The organism is Moraxella sp. CTOTU46711 (genome assembly GCF_031975715.1).
In the GTDB taxonomy this organism is placed as follows: domain Bacteria; phylum Pseudomonadota; class Gammaproteobacteria; order Pseudomonadales; family Moraxellaceae; genus Faucicola.
Window position 1 is genome coordinate 122,995 of the sequence record NZ_DALYMP010000001.1, and the last position, 23,997, is coordinate 146,991.

Sequence of the window (23,997 nt, forward strand, 5' to 3'; positions counted from 1 at the left end):
CCGATTCGTTATTGATTGAGGAACCACCATGACTGCGACAGTGTTAGATGGCAAAGCATATGCCAAACAAATGGAAGCTGAACTTGCCGAGCGGGTTGCCAAGTTAAAACAAGACTCAGGACGCACGCCGATTTTGGCAACGATTTTGGTGGGCGATGACCCTGCCTCTGCAACTTATGTCAAAATGAAAGGCAATGCCTGTCAACGTGTGGGTATGGATTCCTTAAAAGTTGCCATGCCACAAGCCACCACCACCGAGCAGCTATTGGCAAAAATTGCCGAGCTTAACAACAATCCTGATGTGCATGGGATTTTGCTACAACACCCTGTGCCCAGCCAAATTGATGAGCGTGCCTGTTTTGATGCCATTGCACTGGCAAAAGATGTGGATGGCGTGACTTGTTTGGGCTTTGGCAATATGGCGATGGGCGAGCCTGCGTATGGTTCTTGCACCCCGCAAGGCATTATGTATTTATTAGAAAAAAACGGCGTTGAGCTTGCTGGTAAGCATGCGGTGGTCGTGGGTCGTAGCGCGATTTTGGGTAAACCGATGGCGATGATGCTATTAAATGCCAACTGTACCGTAACGATTTGCCACTCACGTACACAGAATTTGGCAGAATTGGTCAGACAAGCGGATATCGTGGTGGGTGCTGTGGGCAAACCAGAACTTATCAAAAAAGATTGGATTAAATCGGGCGCCGTGGTGGTCGATGCAGGGTTTCATCCGCGTACCCATGCGGATGGCACGAGCGGTGGTGTGGGTGATATTGAGCTGACAGGTATCGAAGCTATTGCCTCAAGTTATACCCCAGTGCCAGGTGGCGTAGGTCCAATGACCATCAATACACTCATCCGTCAAACGGTAGAAGCGGCAGAAAAAGCAGCAGCAAAATAATGGGTTTGAATTAAAAAAGGAAGTGTTTAAAGCTTCCTTTTTTTGTACATTTTTTTTGTATTCATTTTTTCACTATGACTCATGACTGGAAATCTTTACGTGACTGATGCTGAAACTTCGACCTATAAAACTTCTAACTATAAAAATTCAATGCCATCAAATGCTGCTGACTCATCAGCCGTTTTCAATCAACTGATTACCGCATTGCAGCAAGTGTTGCCTAGCGCTAATCTTGCCAAGACATACGTGCCATTATTGTCTAAGCCGAATCAACCTTTTTATTTATGGCTTATTGATCCAGATTTTTGTCATGAAGATTTGACGCCAGCGGTGATAGAACATCTGTGGAATAATTGTCCATATTGGGTGTTTGCATGGGCGTCAGGGCAAGTGTTGGCGCAGTATATTTTGCAGCAGCCACAGATGGTGCGCAATAAAGTGGTGATGGATTTTGGCGCAGGGTCGGGGATTGTCGGTATTGCCGCAAAAATGGCGGGTGCCAAACGAGTCATTTGCTGTGATATTGATAGCGTGAGTCTAACTAGCTGCCAAGCCAATGCGCAATTAAATGGGGTAACGGCTGAGCTGCTAGATAATTTATTTGAGTTAAAACAGCAATTGGGCATGGATAAGGTCGATGTGCTGTTGGTCGCGGATGTGCTGTATGACAAAGCCAACTTGCCGTTATTAGATGTGTTCTTACAATACGCCCATGAGGTTTGGGTCGCTGATAGCCGCGTCAAAAATTTTGCTCACCCGCGCTACCACAAGGTAACGACGTTGGATAACACAACCACCTTGCCTGATATGGATGAAGCCAAGCAGTTTAACCAAGTAGTGCTTTATCGCAGTACCGATTGACTGAGAAAGTAGCAGGGATGCAGTAGTATGGGTAGTATATGCTCGCAAAAAACCCTCGCCTTTGTTTTCTGTACTTTTAAGGCTATGAAATAATTTGTAACATAGTTATCGCATTATCGCTATTTTCAAGGCATAATAAGCCACACCCCTATTTTTAATCATCTATTTGTTCAATACCATCCCCGATGGCATGCACCGCGGTATCATTATTGATGACGACAGCTAGATGATTACCTTGCCATTTTACGTTTAGAAAAGGAATCCTAATATGAGTATTTGTATCACTGCCACAGGATTATACACCCCGCCTTACAGCATCAGTAACGAAGAGTTGGTCGCTACTTTCAACCAATATGTTGATAACTATAATGCCAAAAATGCCGATGCCATCGACCGTGGTGAGAAGACGGCACTTGTGCATTCGACTGCTGAATTTATCGAAAAAGCCTCAGGTATTAAATCGCGCTATGTGATGGAAAAAGACGGCATTTTAAACCCAGATATCATGGCGCCTGTGATTCCTTATCGCAAGCTTGGCAAAGAGATGTCTATCATGGCAGAAATGGGTCTAGATGCACTCAAACAAGCACTGGACAATGCAGGTTTACAAGGTAAAGACTTAGACGGTATTATTGTTGCTTGTTCAAATTTCCAGCGCGTGTATCCTGCCATCGCCATTGAAATCCAACAATATATTGGTATGCAAGGCGGTTTTGGCTTTGATATGAACGTCGCCTGTAGCGCCGCAACCTTTGGTATCGCCCAAGCGGTCGGTCTGATCAAATCTGGCACCGCCAAACGTGTCGCCATGGTCAATATCGAAATTACCTCAGCGCACCTTAACTGGCGCAACCGTGACAGCCACTTTATCTTTGGTGATGTGGCAACGGCGACGATTATCGAAGAGCTCGCTACACCCAAAGGCTATGAAATTTTAGATAGTCATCTGTTTACCCAGTTTTCGACCAATATTAAAAATGAATACGGCTTTTTGGATCGCAGTGAATTCTTAGCCGCTGGCACGCCGATGTATCCTGATATCGACGCGCCTGTGACCGACAAATTGTTCTTGCAAGAAGGTCGCAAAGTATTTCGTGAAGTATGTCCTGCCGTGTCTAATTTAATTCTTGAACTGCTCCATAAAAACCACATTGAGCCACAACAGCTCAAAAAAATGTGGCTACACCAAGCCAATGCCAACATGATTGATTTGATTTTACGCACCGTATTGGGCAAAGAAGCGGATAAATCGATTGCGCCTATGGTGCTAGCAGAATATGCCAATACCAGCTCCGCCAGTCCCATGATCGTGTTTCATAAACACCAAGAAAATATGCAATCAGGTGATTTGGGTGTGATTTGCTCGTTTGGCGCAGGTTACTCAATCGGGGGTGTGTTGGTCAAAAAAGTCTAAGCTTTTTGTTGTCTCTCACGAAACCCATGCAAATCCCCCCAAAATGTGGCAAAATATCCGATTATTTTGCCATTTTCTATTTTTAAGCCCTAAATTAAGCCAAAACTTTTAAGCCATTATTTTTAAGCCATCATTATGAAAGAATCTTTACGTTTTCGCCTTGACCAAATGTCTGACCGTTTCGAAGAAGTCACCGCCATGCTGTCTGAGCCAGAAACCATGAATGACAACAAAAAATTCCGTGAATTATCGGTTGAGCACAGTGATTTATCCGCATTGGTCGATGTCTGGGGCAAATACCGCCAAGCGGAAGAAGATTTGGCAACCGCTGAAGAAATGCTGTCGGATTCAACGGGCGATGGCGACATGAAAGAAATGGCGCAAGAAGAAATCCAAGCCGCCAAAGACACCATCAATGAGCTTGAAGACGTGCTCAATGTGATGATGCTGCCTAAAGACCCGAATGATAAAGTGCCTGCCTTCTTAGAGATTCGAGCAGGGACGGGCGGCGATGAAGCGGCAATTTTTAGTGGGGATTTGTTCCGTATGTATGAGCGTTATGCGGCAACCCAAGGTTGGACAGTGGAAGTATTGTCCGAGAACGAAGGTGAGCATGGTGGCTATAAAGAAATCATCAGCCGCGTCTCGGGCACGGGCGTATATGGCCGCTTAAAATTTGAGTCGGGCGCACACCGGGTGCAACGGGTGCCAGAGACTGAAAGCCAAGGACGGGTGCATACTTCGGCTTGCACGGTCGCGGTGATGCCAGAGGTTGAGATTGATGATACCGTGGATATCAACCCTGCTGACTTGCGTATCGATACTTATCGTGCCAGCGGGGCAGGTGGTCAGCATATCAATAAAACCGACTCTGCAGTGCGTATTACCCATATTCCAACAGGCACAGTGGTTGAGTGTCAGCAAGAGCGTAGCCAACACGCCAACCGTGATAAAGCTATGAAAATGCTGGTATCCAAAATTCAGCAAGAAAAAGTACAAAAACAAATCGATGCGTCAAGTGATATGCGTCGCAATTTGGTCGGTAGTGGTGACCGTTCGGAGCGCATTCGCACTTATAATTTTCCCCAAGGGCGGATGACCGACCACCGTATTAATTTAACCTTGTACAAACTCGATGCCATTATGCAGGGTGACTTAGATGAGCTTCTCGACAGCCTACTGCGTGAACACCAAGCCGATTTGATGGCATCGGTGAGTGGGGAAGAATAACGGGTATGTTGGATTAATAGGATAAAACTTTATTTTTACCATTTGGCATAAAAATTTTAACTTTTGATAGTGTAACTAAAATTGTGGGAAAACATCATGTCACAGCAAAACCAAACTGAAAATGCAGCAACCGAAGCGCATGTGGAAGACAGCCAAGACGTCAACGAACTTATCAAACAACGTCACAGCAAACTTGATTTAATCAAACAAGCCGGTAAAAACCCTTATCCAAACCAATTCAAACGCAAAGAATACGCCCAAGACTTGCAGCAGCAATTTGCCGATAAAGACAAAGAAGCATTGGCGAACAGTGATAAAGTCATGGTGACTGTCGCCGGTCGTATCATGCTCAAACGGGTGATGGGTAAAGCCAGCTTTGTCACCATTGCCGACATGACAGGGCGTATCCAAGCCTATGTCAGCAAAAACGACTTGGGCGAAGAGATTTATAATGACTTTAAAACATGGGATATCGGTGACATTATTGGCGTGACAGGTTATGTATTTCGTACCAACACCGGTGAATTATCTGTGCATGCCACTGAAGTTCAGTTATTGACCAAATCATTACGCCCGCTACCAGACAAATTCCACGGATTAAGCGATACAGAGGCTCGCTATCGTAGCCGTCATCTTGACCTGATGACCAATGAAGACAGCCGTAACGCCTTTATTATCCGTAGTAAAGTCATTGCTGGTATTCGTGAGTATATGTTAAATGAGCGTTACATGGAAGTTGAAACCCCGATGATGCACGTCATTCCAGGCGGTGCGGTGGCTCGTCCATTTGTCACGCATCATAATGCGCTTGATATGCCGCTTTTTTTACGCATTGCGCCAGAATTGTACTTAAAACGTCTAGTCGTGGGTGGTTTTGAGCGTGTGTTTGAGATTAACCGTAATTTTCGTAACGAAGGGGTATCGGCGCGTCACAACCCAGAATTTACCATGATTGAGTTTTATCAAGCCTATGCCGATTATGAAGATTTGATGAAACTGACTGAAAATATGTTTGAAAAACTGGCAAACGATATTTTAGGTACCACGGAGATTGATTATCAAGGTGAAGCAATTAGTTTTAAAGCACCATTTGAACGCTTGCCAATGACCAAAGCAATTGAAAAATATGCGGATAATTTTGACATGAGCAAGATTGCAGACCGTGATTATCTAGCGGATTATGCCAAAAATGTACTCAAACAAGACGTTAAGGACATCTTTGGGATTGGTAAACTGCAAACCATTATCTTTGAAGAAACCGCAGAAACCAAACTGCGTCAACCAACCTTCGTCACAGAATATCCTGCCGAAACCTCACCGCTAGCGCGCCGTAACGATGACAATAGCGAGATTACTGACCGTTTTGAACTGTTTATCGGTGGGCGCGAGATTGCCAACGGCTTTAGCGAGCTCAATGACCCAATCGACCAAGCCGAGCGGTTTAAACAACAAGTGGCTGAGAAAGACGCAGGCGATGATGAAGCGATGCATTATGATGCAGAGTTTATTGAAGCATTGTCCTATGGCTTGCCACCGACTGCAGGCGAGGGCATCGGTATTGACCGTTTAGTGATGTTATTTACCAATGCACCGAGTATTCGTGATGTGATTTTGTTTCCGCATATGCGCCGTAAAGACGTCTAAAAAATGCCAATACAGCGTTAATATAGCGATAGCCTTCAAAACCGCAGTCATTATTGTGACTGCGGTTTTTTATGATGATGCAGCACTCATCGAAGCCAGTCCTCATTAAAGCCAGTCCTCATTAAAGCCAGTAGTCAGGCCAGTAATATCAAAGATATCTTTTGAAACAAAACTAATAAAAAATCGGCTCAACTCACCAAATAATCAGTGTTAGACTAAACTGTATTTTTCGCTCAAACCCGTCTATTTTCTGACCTATCGTTGAGAAACGTTGACTATGACAGACCCCCGTTCAGACAAGCCTTTGGAAACCCCGCCTGTTTTGCCGCCTACTTATCGTAAACCTAACAAATTTACTCTAATCCTTCCTTGGATTTTGTTACTACTAGTGCTGTTGGCGGGCTTTTGGATGATGACCAAGCCACAGCTGCCTTGGCAAAAAAATCAAGCAGTGGTAGCCAGTCAGCCCGGTTGGCAGCCGCCGAAATCTGAGCCTGTCGATACCAAAAAACTCGGTGACAATCCAAATGCTGCGGTGGCATCTTATCACAATGCTGTCGCTGTCGCTGCCCAGTCAGTTGTCAATATCTATACCACGCAAAAAATCGAGGAGCATCCCTATATGAATGACCCGATGATGCGCCGCTATTTTGAATATCACGGTATCCCCAATGGCGAAACCGATAATACCAATTTAGGCTCGGGGGTTATTATTTCGCAAGATGGCTATATCGTCACCAACTCGCATGTGATTTCCAAAGCCGATAATATTATCGTCATGCTCAATGATGGTCGCAAGGCAACGGCAAAAGTCATCGGCAACGATGTGGAAAGTGATTTGGCGGTGATTAAGGTTGATTTGACAGGGCTGAAACCCTTAGGATTTCGTGAACAGTCGACCCAAGTGGGCGATGTAGTGTTGGCAATTGGCAACCCGTTTGGGGTCGGTCAAACCGTCACCCAAGGTATTATCTCGGCAACGGGTCGCACGGGACTGGGTATCAACACAGTGGAAGATTTTATCCAAACCGATGCCGCTATCAATCCCGGTAACTCAGGGGGTGCGCTGGTCGATGCTTATGGTCAGCTGGTTGGTATCAACACCGCGATTTTTTCACGCTCGGGCGGCTCGATGGGCATTGGATTTGCCATTCCTACCGAGATTGTTAAGCTTGTGATGAATGGCATTATTAAAGATGGTAAAGTGCACCGCGGCTGGCTTGGGATTGAATTACAAAGTTCGATGAAAGACCCAACCAAGCTAGGTGATGACACGCAGGGCGTTGAAGTGATGAACGTGATGCGCGATGGTCCTGCCGCCAAAGCGGGCTTGCAAAAAGGGGATATCATCACCGCAATGGATAATAAACCTGTTGATGATGCCAACATGCTAATTCAAATGGTCGCACGTAAGGCACCCAACAGTGTGGTCAATCTACAAGTGATGCGTAATAAAGCACAAAGCAGCGTCAATGTGACCCTAGGTGAAAGACAACCCCAAGAGGCTTTGACCGAGCTACCCACCTCACAAAACTTTGACCAAAACAATGACAGCGCTAATCAAAATGGCACCATCAATGAGGATGACATTCCAGCAGAATTAATGGAATTACTGAAAAAACATCATTAAACGTCATTCAAAACTTCAAAAGTTTGCTGCGTTGCGGTTAGTCAGGTGCTTTACTTGCTCTGGCTGCCGGCTGTGATTAGCTGTCATTGCCTGCTTTCATTACCTGCTAAGGTCAAACCACGCCCGCCATCCACTGCAATAATCTGCCCTGTGATATACGGGGCAGCTGCCAAAAATACCGCCACTTGCGCGATATCTTGCGGTGTGCCAATTCTTTTTAACGGTACGGCACGGCAGATTTTGTCAATCGTTTCAGCGGTGAGCGCTTGCTCAGAGCCCTCTATGGGTAAAATGTTAATACCCGGTGCAATGCCATTGACGCGGATATCGGGCGCTAGTTCGATTGCTAGCGACTGCACCATCATTTGGTGCGCGGCTTTTGCCATGTTATAGACTGTATAACCCCCAAATGGCTTGCCATTGGCGTGAATATCCAAAATGCTGATAATACAGCCTTGCGATTTTTTTAGATAAGGATATAAATATTGGCTGATAAATAACGGGGTTTGCGCATTGGTCAAAAATAAATTTTGCCAGTCTTGCTGAGAGATTTTACCAAAGGGCGTCGGGTAAAAGCGTGAGGCATTATGAACCAAACAATCCAATCGACCAAAACTGTTGATTATGCGGCAAGTCAATTGTGGCAGCGTTTCAAAATCCTCTAAATCCCCTTGCACGCTTTTTGCTGACTGTGGGCGAATGGCATTACAGTAATCAACAAGTTCAATGGCTTCTGATTCACTGGTATGATAGTGAACAATGATATTGTAATTGGCTTGGTGCAGTGCCAGCACAAGCGCCCGACCAATTCGTTTGGCGCCACCTGTGACACACGCCACACGGCACGGATTGGATACTTCGCTCATCGCTGCTTGATTTAACATTATTTGCTACCTATGTCTATTTGATTAAGCGGTTTGTCGTTTTAACCATTCATGCTTTAATCCATATGAGCCCAATTGGTTGGGATTGGAAAACCCCATGATTATCACACACCTTGAACGAGCGACACAACTTTATCAAGCGCTGCAGGATTATCAGCAAAGCACCCATGCCTTTAGCCAGCCGTTACAGCGGCAATTGACCGCTTTTGCTAATCATTTGGTCGCTAGCGAAATGCAAGCACAGTATTTGACCGCGTTAGCCAAGCGTACACTAATTACCCCAACTTATTGGTCGACGCAACGAGCCAATCCCAATAGCGCGTTTTTTGACCCTGTCAAAGCCATATTATATTGGCAAAATATCGATATCGCCGAGTCAATTTGGTTGGCTTTTTTACTCATTCATATCGGTGATAGCCCACAGTTACAGCTACAAGGCAAATCTGAATGGCAATATTTACGCCTATTGTATGGCAATTTTAGTGGTGCTGACGAACCTAGTAAACCCTTACTGAGTTGGGCAACTATGACCGCCAACCCTCAAGTAGTCATAGAGTGGGTTCGTGAGTGTCAAAGCCATGACATAAGCTTTAAATTCGGTAAACATCGCAAATATGAATCAATCAAACAGCTGCCCCAAGTAGTGGATAGTTACGGGCATTGGCTTACTGATATAGGTGGGATAGCAAATTTAACCAATGGAGGGATACAACAAGATTTGAGCGCTGAACAACGCTTTGCCCACTGGTATAAAACCCTAAATATCTATCGATTTGGACGATTAGCCAAATTTGAGTTTTTATCGCTACTTGGCTATCTAAAAATTTTAGCCATCAAAGCCGATCACTGCTATTTGACTAAAGCCACAGGCCCAAAACGTGGCGCAAAATTGCTCTTTGGTCATTACACCACAGACACTCAGTTAGAGCGGTTGGCGGTACAAACGGCAGAGGCAATTGGGGTTGATTATGCGGTATTTGAAGCAGCATTATGTCATTGGCAAGCCTCACCGAATCATGCACCAAGTCCTAACGATTTACCTTAAATTTACATAAAAAAAGAGCAGGGCTTATCCTGCTCTTAATTTTTGACACTTAAAAATTAGTTAACTTTTAATTACTTAACTTTAAAAAATTAGTTACCTTGCTCAAGCGTTTGTTGATAGGCTTGGTCAAAATTGACTGGCGCAAGTAACAATTGTGGGAAGCTACCACGGGTCACAATGTCACTGACCACTTCACGGGCATAAGGGAACAATACGTTTGGACAATACGCACCTAAAATTGCTCCCAATTGTTCTTCAGGGATATTTTGCAACATAAAGATGCCCGCTTGGTGTACCTCTGCAATAAACGCGGTTTCACCACCGTTATTGGCAGTCACATTAACAGTTAATACCACTTGGTAATGGTCATCATCCAACTTTTCAGCGGCACTTGATAGGTTGATATCAAGCTCTGGTTGCCATTCACGGGTGAATACATCTGCACCCGGTACTTCTAATGACATATCTTTAACATAGATACGTTCTAGTGCCAGTTGTGGTAAGTTTTGTTCGTCTGCCATGGTAGTGTCCTCAATTAACTGTTTTTACGTGGATTATAACAATATGACAGCTTTAACTTTTTCTAAAAACTATCAACTGTATTTATAATGGGGGTTATTTATCTAGTAAATTCTAATAAAGTTTTTTAATCTGCGAACGGTTAATCCGCTAATAAACCATCAAGTTTGCCTTGACGCTCAAGACCAGCGAGTTGGTCATAACCACCAATGAAATTATCACCAATAAAAATTTGCGGTACTGTGCGGTAATTATTGGTTTTTTGCGCCAATGCCTGACGTTCTTCTGTGGTCACATCATACATGTTAACTTCTTCAAATGCTTGGCCTTTGTTTTTTAATAACATTTTAGCTTGCATACAATAGGGGCAAGTCGGTGTGGTATAAATTTTTACCATAGCCATAACAATCTCCTTATTTCTGGATTTTTTAAAATGGGTTAAAAGCTTATTATCAGATAAAGATGAGATAATAAAGCGTTATTGATGGTTATGGGGCTTAGCGATTTAAATTTCAAATTGTGAACAGCCAACCAATCTTATTTGGTTTTGCCGGACACGGTTTTTTCTACCACTAAAGGTAAACCTGCGGCTTGCCAATTGGTAATACCACCATCGAGACGATAAACGTTGTCGTTACCAATCATTGCCACTGCGGTACCTGCAGTCATACCCATTTGGCAAACGATGATAATAGGATGGTCAGCACTGCGAAGTGCATCAACGTGATCTTTTAGCTCAGTAAACGGGATATTGCGGCTGCCTTTGATATAGCCTTTTTCAAAATCTTTTCGTGGCCGGATATCAATCAGCTGAGCGTTTTGGTTGTTGACCATCAAGCCCACTGCATTTGGATTGATTTTTTTGCCGCCGCGTTTGTTCTCAAGCATAAAAAATAGCACAATTAGCACAAACATGGTGCCAAATAAAAATGGGTGATGACCCATAAACTCAAACCAACGTTCCAAGATATCCTCCACAGGGGCTTTTCGTCAAAATTATCGTTTGATTGCCCATAAAAAATTGACTGTATTATAACGGTAGTTGTCAATTTTAAGAAACTTTTATTTAGTCTAATATTTAGTCTAAAATCGCAAGCTTAAAAATCCTGCGAGGCTGCTTCTTGTTGCAGTAGCACCAAATTCTCCACCCGCCTCGCTAGCACTTGCCCTTCTGTCACCGCCTGCCACATCGCACAATTGGGCGTGGACTCGGTATGTTTGCAATCGCGAAAACGGCAGTAGGGCGCAAGCGGCGCAAGCTCGATAAAGCCTTGCAAAATATCATCAGGGGTCAAATGCCAAAGCCCATATTCGCGAATACCGGGCGTATCAATAATGGCACCTTTGCTAAGCGCCATCGGGTCAAACGCTAAAAATCGGCTGGTGGTGGTGGTATGCTGACCCAACTGTGAAATGGTTGAAATTTCATTGACTGATTGTCCTGCAGCAGGCAATAACTGGTTGACCAAGCTGCTTTTGCCAACCCCTGATTGACCGGCAAAAATCACGTTCTTGCCGGCAACGGTGTTTTTTAGTTGGGTTAAATCACCATTTGATTGGGTCACCAAGGTGGCGTAGCCAAGCTGTTGATAGGCTGACAGTAGCTCTACAACCTCGCTATGACTACCATCTGCCAACAAATCGGCTTTATTTAAAATTAGCAATGGCGTGATGTCTGAGTGATGGCAAGCCACCAAATACCGATCAATCAGCTGGGCAGACGGTAGCGGTAGTGGCGCAAATACGACTGCTAAAATATCGACATTGGCGGCGATGGGTTTGAGCTTGTGATAACGGTCGGGGCGGTTGATGATGCTTTGTCTATCATAAATCGCTTCAATGCGTCCAAGTCCTGTATTTGGGTCGGCGACAAATCGGACTTTATCCCCAGTGGCAATCAGTGGCAAGTTGGTACGGGTGTGACAACGCCAAACACTGTGCAGGGTGATGGGTTGCCAAAACGGTTCTGGCTCGTCAGCGGCGACAATCGGTTTTTCAGGCAGGGTTTGCGGTAGGCTAGTGGCTTGGACTTCGAGCTGCTTGCCAAAGTTTGCGACAACAATGCCATCCATCAGCTGGGCATCGTCCAGCACTTGCTGGGATTTTTGTTGTTTTTGGATGCGGCGGGTTTGCTGGTCAGTGAGTTTACGTTTACGGATTAACGCCATACGCTATCCACTACATCAGCCACTAGGGGATTTTTTACCATACTAACACCTTATAAAATTTTGCAATACTTTTAGACACTGCTACATGGGCATGTATGGCTACATGAACACGTATGAGCAATCGCCAACAAAACCGATATTTTACCTGTAAAATCTGCTAAGATGGCGGATTATTTGTTAAAGAGTATGAAAAGGCAACAGTATGGCGGTTGATAAAAAACATCTGATTTGGATTGACCTTGAAATGACAGGTCTAGATACCCTCAACGATACCATCATCGAGATAGCGACGATAGTGACTGACAGTGAACTCAATATCTTAGCCGAAGGTCCTGTGTTTGCCATTCATACGCCTGACATTGTGCTCAACAGCATGGATGATTGGAATACGCGCCAACATGGGCAATCAGGACTGATTGACCGTATTCGCCGTAGTAATGTGACGATGGCTCAAGCAGAAAGCGAAACCATTGCATTTTTGAGTAAATATGTCGAATCAGGACGCTCACCGATGTGTGGCAATTCGATTTGCCAAGACAGACGGTTTTTGGCACGTCAAATGCCAACGCTTGAGCGGTTTTTTCATTACCGCAATTTAGATGTGTCAACGGTCAAAGAGCTAGCTTATCGCTGGCGCCCCGATATTTTGTCAAGCTTTGAGAAAAAAGGAAATCATTTGGCACTTGATGATATCCGTGATTCGATTCGTGAACTGCGCCATTATAAAGAGCACTTTTTTAAGTTTATTGGTTAACAGTAAAATTTTTAAAACGATACAATTCATATCATAATACTTGAAATTATCCAAAATTTTAGGCATCATAAGCTGACAAAAGGAATTTGTTAGCTTGACTTGGTACAAGTAAATCGAGATACAAGTAAGTCAGCACGAGTGTAAATCAGTGATAGTTGCGAGCCCATCGCAAAAAACTGGTTGTATCAACTCAAATTTATTTCAAGCCGGATTTATTTGAAGTCAGCGTTATTTTAAGCCAGTGGGTGACCTTTGACACTGGCACTTATTCCTATCTCATGGACGACATTAGGAGCCTGTCATGGACAATCTTGACACCCAAACCCCGCAATCTACCCATCCTGATTATCAAAGCTACATTGACCAATTCAATATCGACGAACTTGAACAGCAAATCCTGCAAGGTTGCCGCATCAAAGGTATCAACGCCTATGTGGAGTGTGTGGGTCGTCACGCCCAGTCTGATAAGGCAAATAAAGTTGCGCTAGTGCATGAAGACACCCAAGGCAATATCCATAAAATCACTTACGCGCAGCTCGATAAACTAAGTGGTAAAATGGCAAATCTGCTCACTTCTTTGGGGGTGAAAAAAGGCGATCGGGTATCAACCATGCTGCCGCGTACACCGACTTTGTTAGCAGTGATTGTGGGTGCATGGCGCATCGGTGCGGTATATCAGCCATTGTTCACTGCATTTGGTGTCGAAGCGATTGAATACCGCCTTGAAAAAGCCGCTACCAAAGTGGTTTTCACCGACAGCCATAACCGTGAAAAATTCAATGACATAAACCCACTACCAAACATGGTAATGGTGGGCAGCGAGCAAGCTGCCAAACAATATGGCGATTGGCATTTTGATAGCCTAATGGCAGCGCAAAGGGAAGACTGTGAACCTGTGATGCTAACAGGGGAAGATCCTTTCTTGCAAATGTTTACTTCAGGTACCGTGGGCAAGTCAAAAGGTGTGGCAGTACCACTTAAAGCGCTAACCGCATTTTATTTGTATATGGTACACGCGGTGGGTCTAAGCGATAATGATCAGTTTTGGAACATGGCTGACCCAGGTTGGGCCTATGGCTTGTATTATGCGATTACAGGACCTTTGCTAGTCGGTGCCACCACCCACTTTAATGAGTCAGGGTTTGATGCCAAGCATACATTAGATTTTATCAAAAACCATAAAATCACTAATTTAGCCTCATCGCCCACCGCATTTCGTATGATGAAATCAAGTGGTGTTTTTGACAATAAAGCTGATGAGTTACCGCTATTGACGCGTATTAGCTCAGCGGGTGAGACGTTAAATACTGAAGTGGTGACGTGGATTAATGACCATCTTGGCGCATCTATTCTTGACCATTATGGACAAACCGAATTGGGGATGGCGTGCTGCTGTCATCATAAGTTAACCCATGATCAGCCAATTGGCTCAATGGGTATGCCATTGCCAGGTTATCGCTTGGCAGTACTGGATGAAAACTTTAATGAACTAGGGGCAGGCATACAAGGTCAGCTAGCCGTTGATGTGGCGAACTCGCCATCCTTATTTTTCCAAGGCTATACGTGGAACGAAAAAAATCCGTTTGAAAAAGGCTATTATCTGACGGGCGATATGGTCGAACAGCATGATGATGGCACTTTTTGGTTTGTCGGGCGTGATGACGATATTATTACCACCGCAGGGTATCGCGTGGGTCCTACCGATGTCGAGAACACGGTAATGGAACACCCGTCGGTAGCGGAGACGGCGGCGATTGGTGTGCCAGATGACATACGCGGCCACATCATCAAATCTTATGTTGTACTCAAAGACGGATATGCCGCTAATGACGAGTTAGCCAAAGATATCCAAAGCTTGGTGCATGCACGGTTATCTGCCCATGCGTATCCACGTATCGTTGAGTTTATCGATGCCTTGCCAAAAACCCCAAGTGGTAAAGTGCAACGTTTTATGCTGCGTAGCATGAGCGTGGCGCACTAACAAAAATTTTATCCCTATGCAAAAGAGTAGCTAGCGTTATATAGGCTTTTTTTATCAACAAAAAATAACAGGTTAACGGAAAAATAATGCAAGTACAAAATAATACCTTTTTGGTCACAGGCGGTGCGTCAGGTCTAGGTGAAGCGACAACCCGCTATTTGGTGGTGCAAGGCGCAAATGTTATCATCGCTGATCTCAACCAAGAAGCCGGTGAGAAATTAGTGGCTGAATTGGGCGACAACGTGATTTTTGCAAAATGTGACGTCACCAGCGAAGCAGATGTCAAAAATGCGATTGAGGCGGGTGTGAGCAAATTTGGTAAATTATCAGGGTCAATCAACTGTGCCGGTATCGTGGTGGTGCAAAAATTACTGGACAAAGAAGGCAATCCAGCCGATTTAACCACCTTTGCCCGTGGTATCCAGATTAACCTCATCGGTACTTTTAATGTGGCGCGACTGGCGGCGGCGGCGATGGCAAAGAATACTGCAGACAGCAACGAAGATAAGGGTGTCATTATCAACACCGCTTCAATTGCCGCATTCGATGGTCAGGTCGGGCAAGGCAGTTACTCGTCATCCAAAGCAGGTGTGGTGGGCTTAACTTTACCACTCGCGCGTGAACTACAGCGCCATCAAATACGTATCATGACCATCGCTCCAGGGGTGTTCGGCACACCGATGATGGCAAGCCTGCCAGAAGCTGCCCGTACCAGTCTTGAGCAAGCCGTGCCTTTTCCCAAACGTTTGGGCAACCCAGAAGAATTTGCTAAATTGGTGGCACACATCATCGAAAATAGCTATCTCAATGGCGACGTCATTCGTTTGGACGGGGCTATTCGCATGGGTTAATTCAGGCGATTGTTAACGGTAACTGGGCACAGTGACTGGCAACAGTAACTATCAACTTAGCCCTCCAAAAAAGCCACTCTGAGGAAGATTGGCTTTTTTTATTAACAATTTCACCGAGATTATTTGGTAAGTCACTATTTGGTGAGTATTAGGCGGTTATTACGGGTCAATCGAAGACGGTATTCTTCGCCGTCATGCTGAATGCGAATCTCCTTGGTCAGCGCAAATAAATGATTGGAATATAGTGTTGGCAAGGAACTTTGTTGGATGAGATTGGCACGATTTAATAAGTGTAGCATGGGATACTCCTTTTCTCTGTAAGATGGGCGAATAGTGTTTTTAATTGATAATGATTATCATTTATATTTAATGGGTCGTCAAGTGACTTTTTTCACTTTTTCATCAAATTTAATGCTTTATAATGGGTAACAATCAACAGTTTGAGAAAAATATGTCAAAAGTCGTTAATGTGGCAGTCGCGGTGATACATTTTAACAATCAATATCTACTGGGATTTCGCCATGCCAGTCAACACCAAGGCAATCGCTATGAGTTTGTCGGGGGAAAAATTGAACCAGATGAAACCCCAACACAAGGGTTAATCCGTGAAGTCCATGAAGAGATTGGCTTGGATATAGCGCAAAATACCGCAGTCAAAATGGGGGTGATACGCCATGATTATGCTGATAAAACCGTGGCATTGCACGTTTTTAAAATTCAAGTGAGTCAGGCGCAGTTTGATGGTTTACAACAGGGTAAAGGTAAGGAAGGTCAAGCCGTCACATGGGTTCACCAGTCAGACTTAATTGCCAATCAGTACCCCTTGCCCGATGCCAATGCCCGCGTTTTAGATTGGTTAAAATTGCCCAGTGCGATTTATATCACGCAGTCTTTAGATAGTTTCGTTAGTATGGATAAGTGGGTTGATTTTTATAGCCAAAAACTACCCCACGATGCCCATTGTTATATTCGCCCGCAAACCAGCGATGAAAATGCCACCGCTATGATTGATGGCTTACTCACGATAAGGGCGGATATCACCCCGATTATTCAATATGCAACAGTTGAGCGCTTATTTGGGCGCTTGCCTGAGCGATTAGATGCGTGGTTAAAAAACGGCATGGTGCATTTGAATCACCAACAACTCGTCACGCTGGATTTCTTAAATTTATCAAAAAATTATCGCTATTTTGCCAGTTGCCATGACCAACATAGCCTAAGCAGATTAAATACCTTGTCAACCTCGCATACTGTCATGGGCTGTTTTTTATCGCCTGTGAAAGCCACACCGACACACCCAGAAACCTTTCAAAGTGGGGGCATGGGCTGGCAAACTTTGGGGGAATTGGCAAAAATCTGTGATGTGCCGGTGTTTGCGCTGGGCGGGGTGGGGCGGGCAGATTTAGCCACCGCCTATGAGCATGGGGCGATGGGAATCGCGGGTATTCGGTTATTGGTCGACAGGGTATAAAAACTAGCCAACAGGTTGATTTTTTGTTACAATTTTGTTACATATTTTGTGGCTAGTGCTAGCGATATGCCAATCCTATGGTTTAAATTCGCCAAACATCATTTTTTATCCTCCCGCGTTATGGCGATGGGGATGCTATTGGCGTGTTTTGCGTGGCTCATGCAGCTGTCACCGCTGCTTGCGCCTTTATGGCTGGATAAGGTGACATTGGGACATGGGCTGTGCGTCAAACTCGAGCCGCTGCTTGTAAGTCGTCAATTAAACCATCAATTAAACCACGAATTAAGCCACCAATCTTCTCAAGATTTATCCCAACAGCCGCATGCGCATCACCATACCCACTCTACTCATCATGCTCAGCAAGATTTAACCCATAAAACTCGTCAAGCCGACCCGCTAAACGACCCCCTAAACGACTTGGATAGCGACCACGCTGTATCACATGATTGTGATATTTGTCTGGCGTTATTGGCGTTTGAGATGCCAAAGTTTGATTTTGAGCTTGTGGTTCGCTTGTTGTTAGCCTACACGATTTTGTTACAGGCGCTTTATCGCGCATTGTCTCGGCGCTTTGTGGCGTTTTTGCGCCCACCAAGCCGCGCTTCGCCAGCATTTCACCCTGATCTTTGTTATTAATTCGTTTGCTGCCAATGACTTTTCTTAATAATTTAAGAGAAGCGTTTGCTGTTGCAATAACCTTATTTAAACAACTTCAGTGAAATGTTATGAAAAAATCTAAAATCTCCAGTTATTACACCACCATTTGGCGGTGGCATTTTTATGCAGGGGTATTTGTCGCCCCATTTTTAATAGTTTTGGCGGCCACAGGGCTTGGCATGGTGCTGCTTGCCAACACCACGGGGCGTGACAATGACCGCGTCAAGGTCTTGCCAGAAGCCACCAGCGTACCGATTTCCACCCAAGCCAAAAACGCCCTTGCGACTTTGCCAGATACTAAAGACGGGCTAGTCGCCCAATATACCGCCCCACGTAGTCAAGATACGGTGGCATTGTTTCGGGTTAAATCGCTAGAAAAACATATTGATAATATGGTTTTGGTGAATCCTTATACAGGGCAAGTAATAACAACTTTTCCTCGCCAAAGTAACCTGTATCACAAATTGGACAATCTTCATGGCGAATTGATGATGGGCAAAACTGGCGATTTTATCCAAGAGTTGACCGCTTCTTTGACGATTTTGCTGATTATTACAGGCATTTTTTTGTGGTGGCAAAAAAAACCTTCCGTGCAAAAGATGCTAATACCCAATAAAATCGATGACCTAAAAAAACGCTCAACCTTTCGCACTATTCATGCCACGCTAGGCAGTTGGGTGGCGTTGGTATTGCTGTTTTTTTGTATTTCAGGCTTGGCGTGGGCAGGGATTTGGGGTGAAAAAATGGTGCAAGCGTGGAATCAGTTTCCCGCAGGAAAATGGGGTGTGGAGCCGACCCCTGTTTCTGTATTGCCCAATTCGCCACCGCAAGCGATGCCTGCCACTTTGCCACCATCCATGCAAGGGCATATCCACGGGGCGGCGGGTGAGCAAGCGGTGCACGTTCACACCCATGGCAATACGCTCAATGACGGCAAGACCAAAGAAGTACCTTGGGTACTGGAGTTCACCCCAATGCCCCGTAGTGGCACCTCGCTAGGCAAAGAAGGCTTGCAAACGGGTATGCCAATTACGCTTGATAGCGTGGATAATTACGCTCGCCAGTTGGGTTTTGTCGGACGTTATCAAATTAACTTACCGCAGGACGACAAAGGCGTATGGACGATGAGCCAAGATTCGATGAGTTATGATATGACCCATCCGATGGCTGACCGCACCGTTCATGTTGACCGCTACACAGGCAAAATTTTGGCGGATATTCGCTATCAAGACTACAATGCGTTTGGCAAATTTATGGCAGCAGGACTTGCCTTGCATATGGGTACGATGGGATGGGCAAGTATCTTGGCAAATGTGTTATTTTGTCTAGCGGTGATAGTGATCAGTATCAGTGGTTTGGTGATGTGGTGGCAACGCCGCCCCGCCAATACCAAAGGCTTACAACCGCCCGCATCTGGCAAAAAACTGCCTATTCCTTGGCCATTTGCAGGGCTATTGCTCGTGGTGGCGTGTATTTTTCCGACAGCGATTATGGCGATAGGGATGATAGCGATACTGGACTTTGTTGTATTGCAACGGGTCAAAAAACTGCAATCATTTTTTGCATAGCTGTTTTTTACTTAGCCGTTATGCTTTTTAACTTAGTCGGTTTGTTGGTTACACTGTGTACAATCTTTAACTTAATGAAAAACGCCCATGACTGTTTGGGCGTTGCTGTTTGACAATAGCGCATTCATTGTAACAACTGGCTGACAAAAAATGCCCCAATAGTCACCGTTTGAGCGTTTATTTTAGGCTAAAATGATTACTTTAATGCGCAATAAGACTGAGCAAAATAAGGGGATATAGACAATGAAAATAATGAATAAAAAAACGCTAGCAGCGGCAGGTATTGCAGGTACATTAATTGCGATGAGTGCTTGCTCTACCACACCGACAACCGAAACCACCGCCAAGCCCACAAGCGTTGGCAAAGCTCAGGCGGTGCAAAGCGTCGATTTAAACCGTTATGCGGGTAAATGGTACGAAATCGCCCGTTTGCCGATGTTTTTTCAGCGTAATTGTGCCAGTGATGTCACCGCCACTTACACCCTACAACCGACAGGCAAGGTGGAAGTCAATAACCAGTGTATGGGCAAAGATGGCAAACTCATGCAAAGCATTGGTGAAGCCACCAAAAATGGCGACAGTGGCAGTAAACTCAAAGTTACTTTCTTGCCGCAAGGACTGCGTTGGTTGCCTGTGGGTAAAGCTGACTATTGGGTGCTTGCTTTAGACCCCAATTATAATCATGCGTTGGTGGGTACGCCAAATCAAAAATACTTGTGGATTTTGTCGAGTACACCCACGATGGATGAAGACACTTATCAAACAATGGTCGCTACTGCAAAATCTCAAGGCTATGATGTTAGTAAATTGCAAAAAACCGTACAAAATAGCCGATAAGCTGGCTAGCTGAAACACCCTGCTTTAAAATTGCTAAAACGCCTAAATTCCGTTACAATCTAGGCGTTTATTTTTGCTGCATTTTCCACAGATTTTATTTTTCCTTCACAAAAAAAGGTCATACTATGTCTGCCAATCTTTACCAAGACCACCTCACTACTCGCAAAAATCAAGAAGCCCAAGCGGTTCAGTTATTAGTTGAGCTAAATACCCTAGCCAATAAAGGCGTCAACGTGCTGTTTTTTGGCAACCGCATTGCGCTAAACCTTGTTGATATCATCGCCCATCATGATAAAAACGCCCTTAACATCGCTGATACACTCGCTTTTGCCACCGCGTTGAACGACCAAAATCTAAGCCATACCACGGTGGACTTGGGTCAAGCGCTCAAAGCAGGCAAACAAGCCGACAGCTTTACCAGCGGTGACGAAGTGCCTGCGACAGATGTCGTGTTGTACGGTTTTGGTCGTATTGGTCGTATTTTGGCTCGGTTGCTGATGAGCCGTCCTGCCTCAGACAAAGGCTTACAATTAAAAGCCATCGTCGTTCGTCCAGCCGGCGAAGCAGATTTGGAAAAACGTGCAAGCTTGCTTGAGCGTGACTCGGTACATGGCTGGTTTGATGGCTCAGTGGTGGTCGATAAAGCAAACAGTGGTATCGTCGCCAACGGTCGTTTTATCAAAGTCATTTATGCTGCTGACCCAAGCGAAATCGACTACACGTCTTATGGTATTGACAATGCCTTAATCATCGACAACACCGGTAAATGGAAAGATGAAGCAGGTCTTGGCAAGCATTTACAGTCAAAAGGTGCCAAAAAAGTGCTATTGACTGCCCCAGCGTCAGGCGATATCAAAAACATCGTCTATAATGTCAATGATGACACCATCGGCAGTGATACCATTGTTTCAGCGGCAAGCTGTACCACCAATGCGATTACCCCTACGCTCAAACTCTTAAACGATAAATACGGTATTGAAAATGGTCACATGGAAACCATCCATGCGTTCACCAATGACCAAAACTTGGTTGATAACCACCATAAAGCCGAGCGTCGTGGGCGTGCTGCAACCTTAAATATGGTAATGACAAGCACAGGTGCTGCCAAAGCGGTCAGTAAAGCGATTCCAGAATTAAAAGGAAAATTGTCAGGTAGCTCAGTACGTGTACCAACGCCAAACGTGAGCCTTGCGATTTTGAATTTGAATTTCAAAAACCCGGTCAATTCAAGCGATGAACTCAATGCTTTTATCAAAGAAGCCACTGAGAGCGAACAATGGCAAGCACAAATTGCTTATTCAGATTCGGATGAAGCGGTTTCTACCGACTTTGTGGGCTGTGAAAAAGTGGCGATTTGGGACGCCAAATCTACGCTTGCTCAAGACAACCGTGCGGTGATGTACCTATGGTATGACAACGAAATGGGCTATAGCACCCAAGTACTACGTGTCGCTGAAACCATGGCGAAAAATGTCTAGTTTGATTTTAGGTGTAAAAAAAGACAGTCATTTGACTGTCTTTTTTTATAAAAATTAGGAACATAAAAATGAAATTTAAAGAAAATTCCAAAAAAAATAGAAGTTACGATGAGTTGGAGAATAAACGTAATTGGGCTTGGTTAAATAATAAACCATGTTTTGACTACAATATGGGGTCCGAAAGACAATCAAGGCTTTTAGAAGATTTTGAAAAAGTTAAAAATCAATGTAATTCTTTAGGCTTAATATTGCCAAATTCGTTTATTGATTTTTTTAACACGCCAACTTATTGGCAAAAATTTTTATCTAGTAATGATGGATTCTTTTATTTGGATAAATCGGTCATTTTTTGTCCCTATACAAATGGCTACTTAATTCCTTTTATTGCAGATTCCCAACATTGTCATTATTACTATTTACATCTACAAGCTAATCAAAAAGATTATGAAATTGTATGGACAGAAGATATTTATTTGATGGCACTTTTAGCAACACCCGAAGAGCTAGAAACTGATTTTGCGGAAGGCGAATTTGATGAAACAGATATCTATTTAATCGACAATGATTTTGAGCGATTTATGTTTGATTGCTATTACGATTATTATGATTTCTTCAAAGGTACAAGACAGAAGTTAATTGATTACAGTTATTCCTACACCAACTTAGAGCAAAGAAAAAATGAGCAAAGTGATTTGGAAAACCAGTCAAAATTGCTATTGGGTATTGATGAAAAAATTCCTTTATTTAAAACTTTTAACTAAAATATCCGCTAATCAGTTATAATAATTGGTTATTCAAGAATTTAAGGAAAGTCTTCAATGCGTTTTATCGATGAAGCAATCGTAACAGTCAAAGCAGGCGACGGCGGCAATGGTATCGTCAGTTTTCGCCGAGAAAAATACGTGCCCAAAGGTGGCCCCGATGGCGGGGATGGCGGCAAAGGCGGGGATGTGTACGTGGTTTGCGACGACAACACCAACACCCTCGTCGATTACCGGTTTACGCGTCGCTATGATGCCAAGCGCGGCGAAAATGGCGGGGCTAAAAACTGTTCAGGTCGTGGGGCGGATGATATCTATCTATCTGTGCCCATCGGTACCACCGTGGTTGATACCGAAACAGGTGAGGTCTTAGCGGACTTGACCAAAAAAGGGCAGACAGCGAGGATTGCCAAAGGCGGTGACGGCGGGCAAGGTAATACCCATTTTAAAACCTCCACCAATCAAGCACCAAGACGGGCGACCCCAGGTTTCCCAGGCGAATTAAAAGTCTTGAAGTTTGAGCTAAAAGTGGTGGCTGACGTCGGTCTTATTGGTCTGCCAAACGCGGGTAAATCCACCTTTATTCGTCAAGTCTCTGCTGCCAAACCCAAAGTGGCCAATTATCCGTTTACCACCCTGGTACCGAATCTAGGTGTCGTGGATGTGGGCAAACACCGTTCATTTGTCATGGCAGATATTCCAGGGCTGATTGAAGGGGCATCTGAAGGGGCAGGACTGGGTATTCGCTTTTTAAAACACGTCGCTCGTACCCGTCGATTATTGCATCTTGTCGATGTACAGCCCATTGATGGTAGCGACCCTGTGGCAAACGCCCAAGTGATTTTTAATGAGTTAGAAAAATTTTCGCCAGAGCTGTCAAAATTGCCACAGATTTTGATTTTAAACAAAATCGACCAAGTACCTGAAGAGGCATTAAACCAACTTTGTACCCACATCGTGGCAGAGCTTGGTTGGACAGGGATGGTTTTTCGTACCTCCACGCTCACAGGGGAAGGGGTTGATGCCGTGGTTTGGCATTTGATGAACGAAATCGAACAAGAGCGCGAGATGGAAGAAACCGATCCTGACTTTGCTGAAAGTCAGCGGTTGCGTTTTGAACGACTGGAAGCGGAAGTGCGCGCCAATACGGAAGAGCAAAAAGAAGCGTATCGTGCCAAACGTAAAGCTGAGCGTGAAGGTCGCGCATTGGATGAAGATGATTTTGATGACGACGACTACGATGACGATGATGGCGTGGAAGTGGTCTACGCACCTTAGCGGTGATTGAAATAGCTTTAAAAAGGTTAGCGCAGGCTAACCTTTTTTATTAGCTGAATTTAGATAAG

The 23,997-nt window shown here is 44.5% G+C and carries 23 protein-coding genes; 17 read left to right on the forward strand and 6 right to left on the reverse strand.

Annotated features, from left to right (window positions below; all coding sequences use genetic code 11):
* Nucleotides 1-28 precede the first annotated feature (28 nt).
* From folD to RTJ53_RS00630, 6 genes are all read left to right on the forward strand, one after another.
* Nucleotides 29-898: a bifunctional methylenetetrahydrofolate dehydrogenase/methenyltetrahydrofolate cyclohydrolase FolD gene (gene folD / locus RTJ53_RS00605; protein WP_312275392.1), complete on the forward strand. Its 870-nt coding sequence runs from the start codon at nucleotides 29-31 to the stop codon at nucleotides 896-898.
* Between the two features lie 150 nt (nucleotides 899-1,048).
* A complete protein-coding gene (locus tag RTJ53_RS00610) occupies nucleotides 1,049-1,759 on the forward strand; it encodes a class I SAM-dependent methyltransferase (RefSeq protein WP_312275907.1) in 711 nt (236 codons plus the stop codon).
* 268 nt (nucleotides 1,760-2,027) lie between these two features.
* Entirely contained in the window at nucleotides 2,028-3,173 is a 1,146-nt protein-coding gene (locus tag RTJ53_RS00615) for a beta-ketoacyl-ACP synthase III (RefSeq protein WP_312275393.1), read from the forward strand.
* A 135-nt stretch (nucleotides 3,174-3,308) separates the two neighbouring features.
* Complete coding sequence (gene prfA / locus RTJ53_RS00620) at nucleotides 3,309-4,403, forward strand: peptide chain release factor 1 (RefSeq protein ID WP_060994394.1); 1,095 nt, start codon at nucleotides 3,309-3,311, stop codon at nucleotides 4,401-4,403.
* A 96-nt stretch (nucleotides 4,404-4,499) separates the two neighbouring features.
* Nucleotides 4,500-6,047 carry a lysine--tRNA ligase gene (gene lysS, locus RTJ53_RS00625; RefSeq protein WP_239742753.1) on the forward strand — a complete coding sequence of 516 codons (1,548 nt, stop codon included), beginning with the start codon at nucleotides 4,500-4,502 and terminating at the stop codon, nucleotides 6,045-6,047.
* 277 nt (nucleotides 6,048-6,324) lie between these two features.
* The gene (locus tag RTJ53_RS00630; RefSeq protein WP_312275394.1) at nucleotides 6,325-7,677 is read left to right on the forward strand and encodes a S1C family serine protease; all 1,353 of its coding nucleotides are present in this window, start codon (nucleotides 6,325-6,327) and stop codon (nucleotides 7,675-7,677) included.
* 83 nt (nucleotides 7,678-7,760) lie between these two features.
* Here RTJ53_RS00630 and RTJ53_RS00635 read toward each other — a convergent pair whose 3' ends face one another.
* Complete coding sequence (locus RTJ53_RS00635; RefSeq protein ID WP_312275395.1) at nucleotides 7,761-8,561, reverse strand: pteridine reductase; 801 nt, start codon at nucleotides 8,559-8,561, stop codon at nucleotides 7,761-7,763.
* A 97-nt stretch (nucleotides 8,562-8,658) separates the two neighbouring features.
* On the opposite strand from RTJ53_RS00635, the gene RTJ53_RS00640 reads away from it, so the two are divergent.
* On the forward strand, nucleotides 8,659-9,606 hold the full coding sequence (locus RTJ53_RS00640; RefSeq protein ID WP_312275396.1) for an alpha-glutamyl/putrescinyl thymine pyrophosphorylase clade 3 protein: 948 nt from the start codon (nucleotides 8,659-8,661) through the stop codon (nucleotides 9,604-9,606).
* Between the two features lie 89 nt (nucleotides 9,607-9,695).
* On the opposite strand, the gene secB is transcribed toward RTJ53_RS00640, so the two are convergent.
* From secB to rsgA, 4 genes are all read right to left on the reverse strand, one after another.
* On the reverse strand, nucleotides 9,696-10,127 hold the full coding sequence (secB, locus tag RTJ53_RS00645) for a protein-export chaperone SecB (protein WP_312275397.1): 432 nt from the start codon (nucleotides 10,125-10,127) through the stop codon (nucleotides 9,696-9,698).
* 140 nt (nucleotides 10,128-10,267) lie between these two features.
* A complete protein-coding gene (gene grxC / locus RTJ53_RS00650) occupies nucleotides 10,268-10,528 on the reverse strand; it encodes a glutaredoxin 3 (RefSeq protein ID WP_036589920.1) in 261 nt (86 codons plus the stop codon).
* Between the two features lie 134 nt (nucleotides 10,529-10,662).
* Nucleotides 10,663-11,091: a rhodanese-like domain-containing protein gene (locus tag RTJ53_RS00655; RefSeq protein ID WP_007114958.1), complete on the reverse strand. Its 429-nt coding sequence runs from the start codon at nucleotides 11,089-11,091 to the stop codon at nucleotides 10,663-10,665.
* A 131-nt stretch (nucleotides 11,092-11,222) separates the two neighbouring features.
* Nucleotides 11,223-12,293, reverse strand: a complete 1,071-nt coding sequence (gene rsgA / locus RTJ53_RS00660; RefSeq protein WP_312275398.1) for a ribosome small subunit-dependent GTPase A — start codon at nucleotides 12,291-12,293, stop codon at nucleotides 11,223-11,225.
* Between the two features lie 202 nt (nucleotides 12,294-12,495).
* Between rsgA and orn the strand changes: the two genes are divergently transcribed.
* The 3 genes from orn to RTJ53_RS00675 all read left to right on the forward strand — a co-directional run bounded on the left by orn (nucleotide 12,496) and on the right by RTJ53_RS00675 (nucleotide 15,879).
* Nucleotides 12,496-13,047: an oligoribonuclease gene (gene orn, locus RTJ53_RS00665; protein WP_099808247.1), complete on the forward strand. Its 552-nt coding sequence runs from the start codon at nucleotides 12,496-12,498 to the stop codon at nucleotides 13,045-13,047.
* 301 nt (nucleotides 13,048-13,348) lie between these two features.
* Complete coding sequence (locus RTJ53_RS00670) at nucleotides 13,349-15,028, forward strand: AMP-binding protein (RefSeq protein ID WP_312275399.1); 1,680 nt, start codon at nucleotides 13,349-13,351, stop codon at nucleotides 15,026-15,028.
* Nucleotides 15,029-15,114: 86 nt separating this feature from the next.
* Nucleotides 15,115-15,879: an SDR family NAD(P)-dependent oxidoreductase gene (locus RTJ53_RS00675; RefSeq protein WP_312275400.1), complete on the forward strand. Its 765-nt coding sequence runs from the start codon at nucleotides 15,115-15,117 to the stop codon at nucleotides 15,877-15,879.
* A 134-nt stretch (nucleotides 15,880-16,013) separates the two neighbouring features.
* Here the strand turns inward: RTJ53_RS00675 and hemP are convergent, their stop codons facing one another.
* Nucleotides 16,014-16,178 carry a hemin uptake protein HemP gene (gene hemP, locus RTJ53_RS00680; RefSeq protein ID WP_007114963.1) on the reverse strand — a complete coding sequence of 55 codons (165 nt, stop codon included), beginning with the start codon at nucleotides 16,176-16,178 and terminating at the stop codon, nucleotides 16,014-16,016.
* Nucleotides 16,179-16,330: 152 nt separating this feature from the next.
* Between hemP and RTJ53_RS00685 the strand changes: the two genes are divergently transcribed.
* From RTJ53_RS00685 to obgE, 7 genes are all read left to right on the forward strand, one after another.
* Complete coding sequence (locus tag RTJ53_RS00685) at nucleotides 16,331-17,350, forward strand: NUDIX domain-containing protein (protein ID WP_312275401.1); 1,020 nt, start codon at nucleotides 16,331-16,333, stop codon at nucleotides 17,348-17,350.
* Nucleotides 17,351-17,416: 66 nt separating this feature from the next.
* Entirely contained in the window at nucleotides 17,417-17,986 is a 570-nt protein-coding gene (locus RTJ53_RS00690) for a hypothetical protein (protein WP_312275402.1), read from the forward strand.
* Between the two features lie 89 nt (nucleotides 17,987-18,075).
* Complete coding sequence (locus RTJ53_RS00695; protein WP_312275403.1) at nucleotides 18,076-19,575, forward strand: PepSY-associated TM helix domain-containing protein; 1,500 nt, start codon at nucleotides 18,076-18,078, stop codon at nucleotides 19,573-19,575.
* A 243-nt stretch (nucleotides 19,576-19,818) separates the two neighbouring features.
* Entirely contained in the window at nucleotides 19,819-20,412 is a 594-nt protein-coding gene (locus tag RTJ53_RS00700; protein WP_409418122.1) for a lipocalin family protein, read from the forward strand.
* A 125-nt stretch (nucleotides 20,413-20,537) separates the two neighbouring features.
* Nucleotides 20,538-21,890 (forward strand): glyceraldehyde-3-phosphate dehydrogenase, encoded by a 1,353-nt coding sequence (locus RTJ53_RS00705; RefSeq protein WP_312275405.1) that lies wholly within the window; start codon nucleotides 20,538-20,540, stop codon nucleotides 21,888-21,890.
* A gap of 68 nt (nucleotides 21,891-21,958) precedes the next feature.
* Entirely contained in the window at nucleotides 21,959-22,651 is a 693-nt protein-coding gene (locus tag RTJ53_RS00710) for a hypothetical protein (protein ID WP_312275406.1), read from the forward strand.
* A gap of 57 nt (nucleotides 22,652-22,708) precedes the next feature.
* A complete protein-coding gene (gene obgE / locus RTJ53_RS00715) occupies nucleotides 22,709-23,929 on the forward strand; it encodes a GTPase ObgE (RefSeq protein WP_050325079.1) in 1,221 nt (406 codons plus the stop codon).
* Nucleotides 23,930-23,997 lie beyond the last annotated feature (68 nt).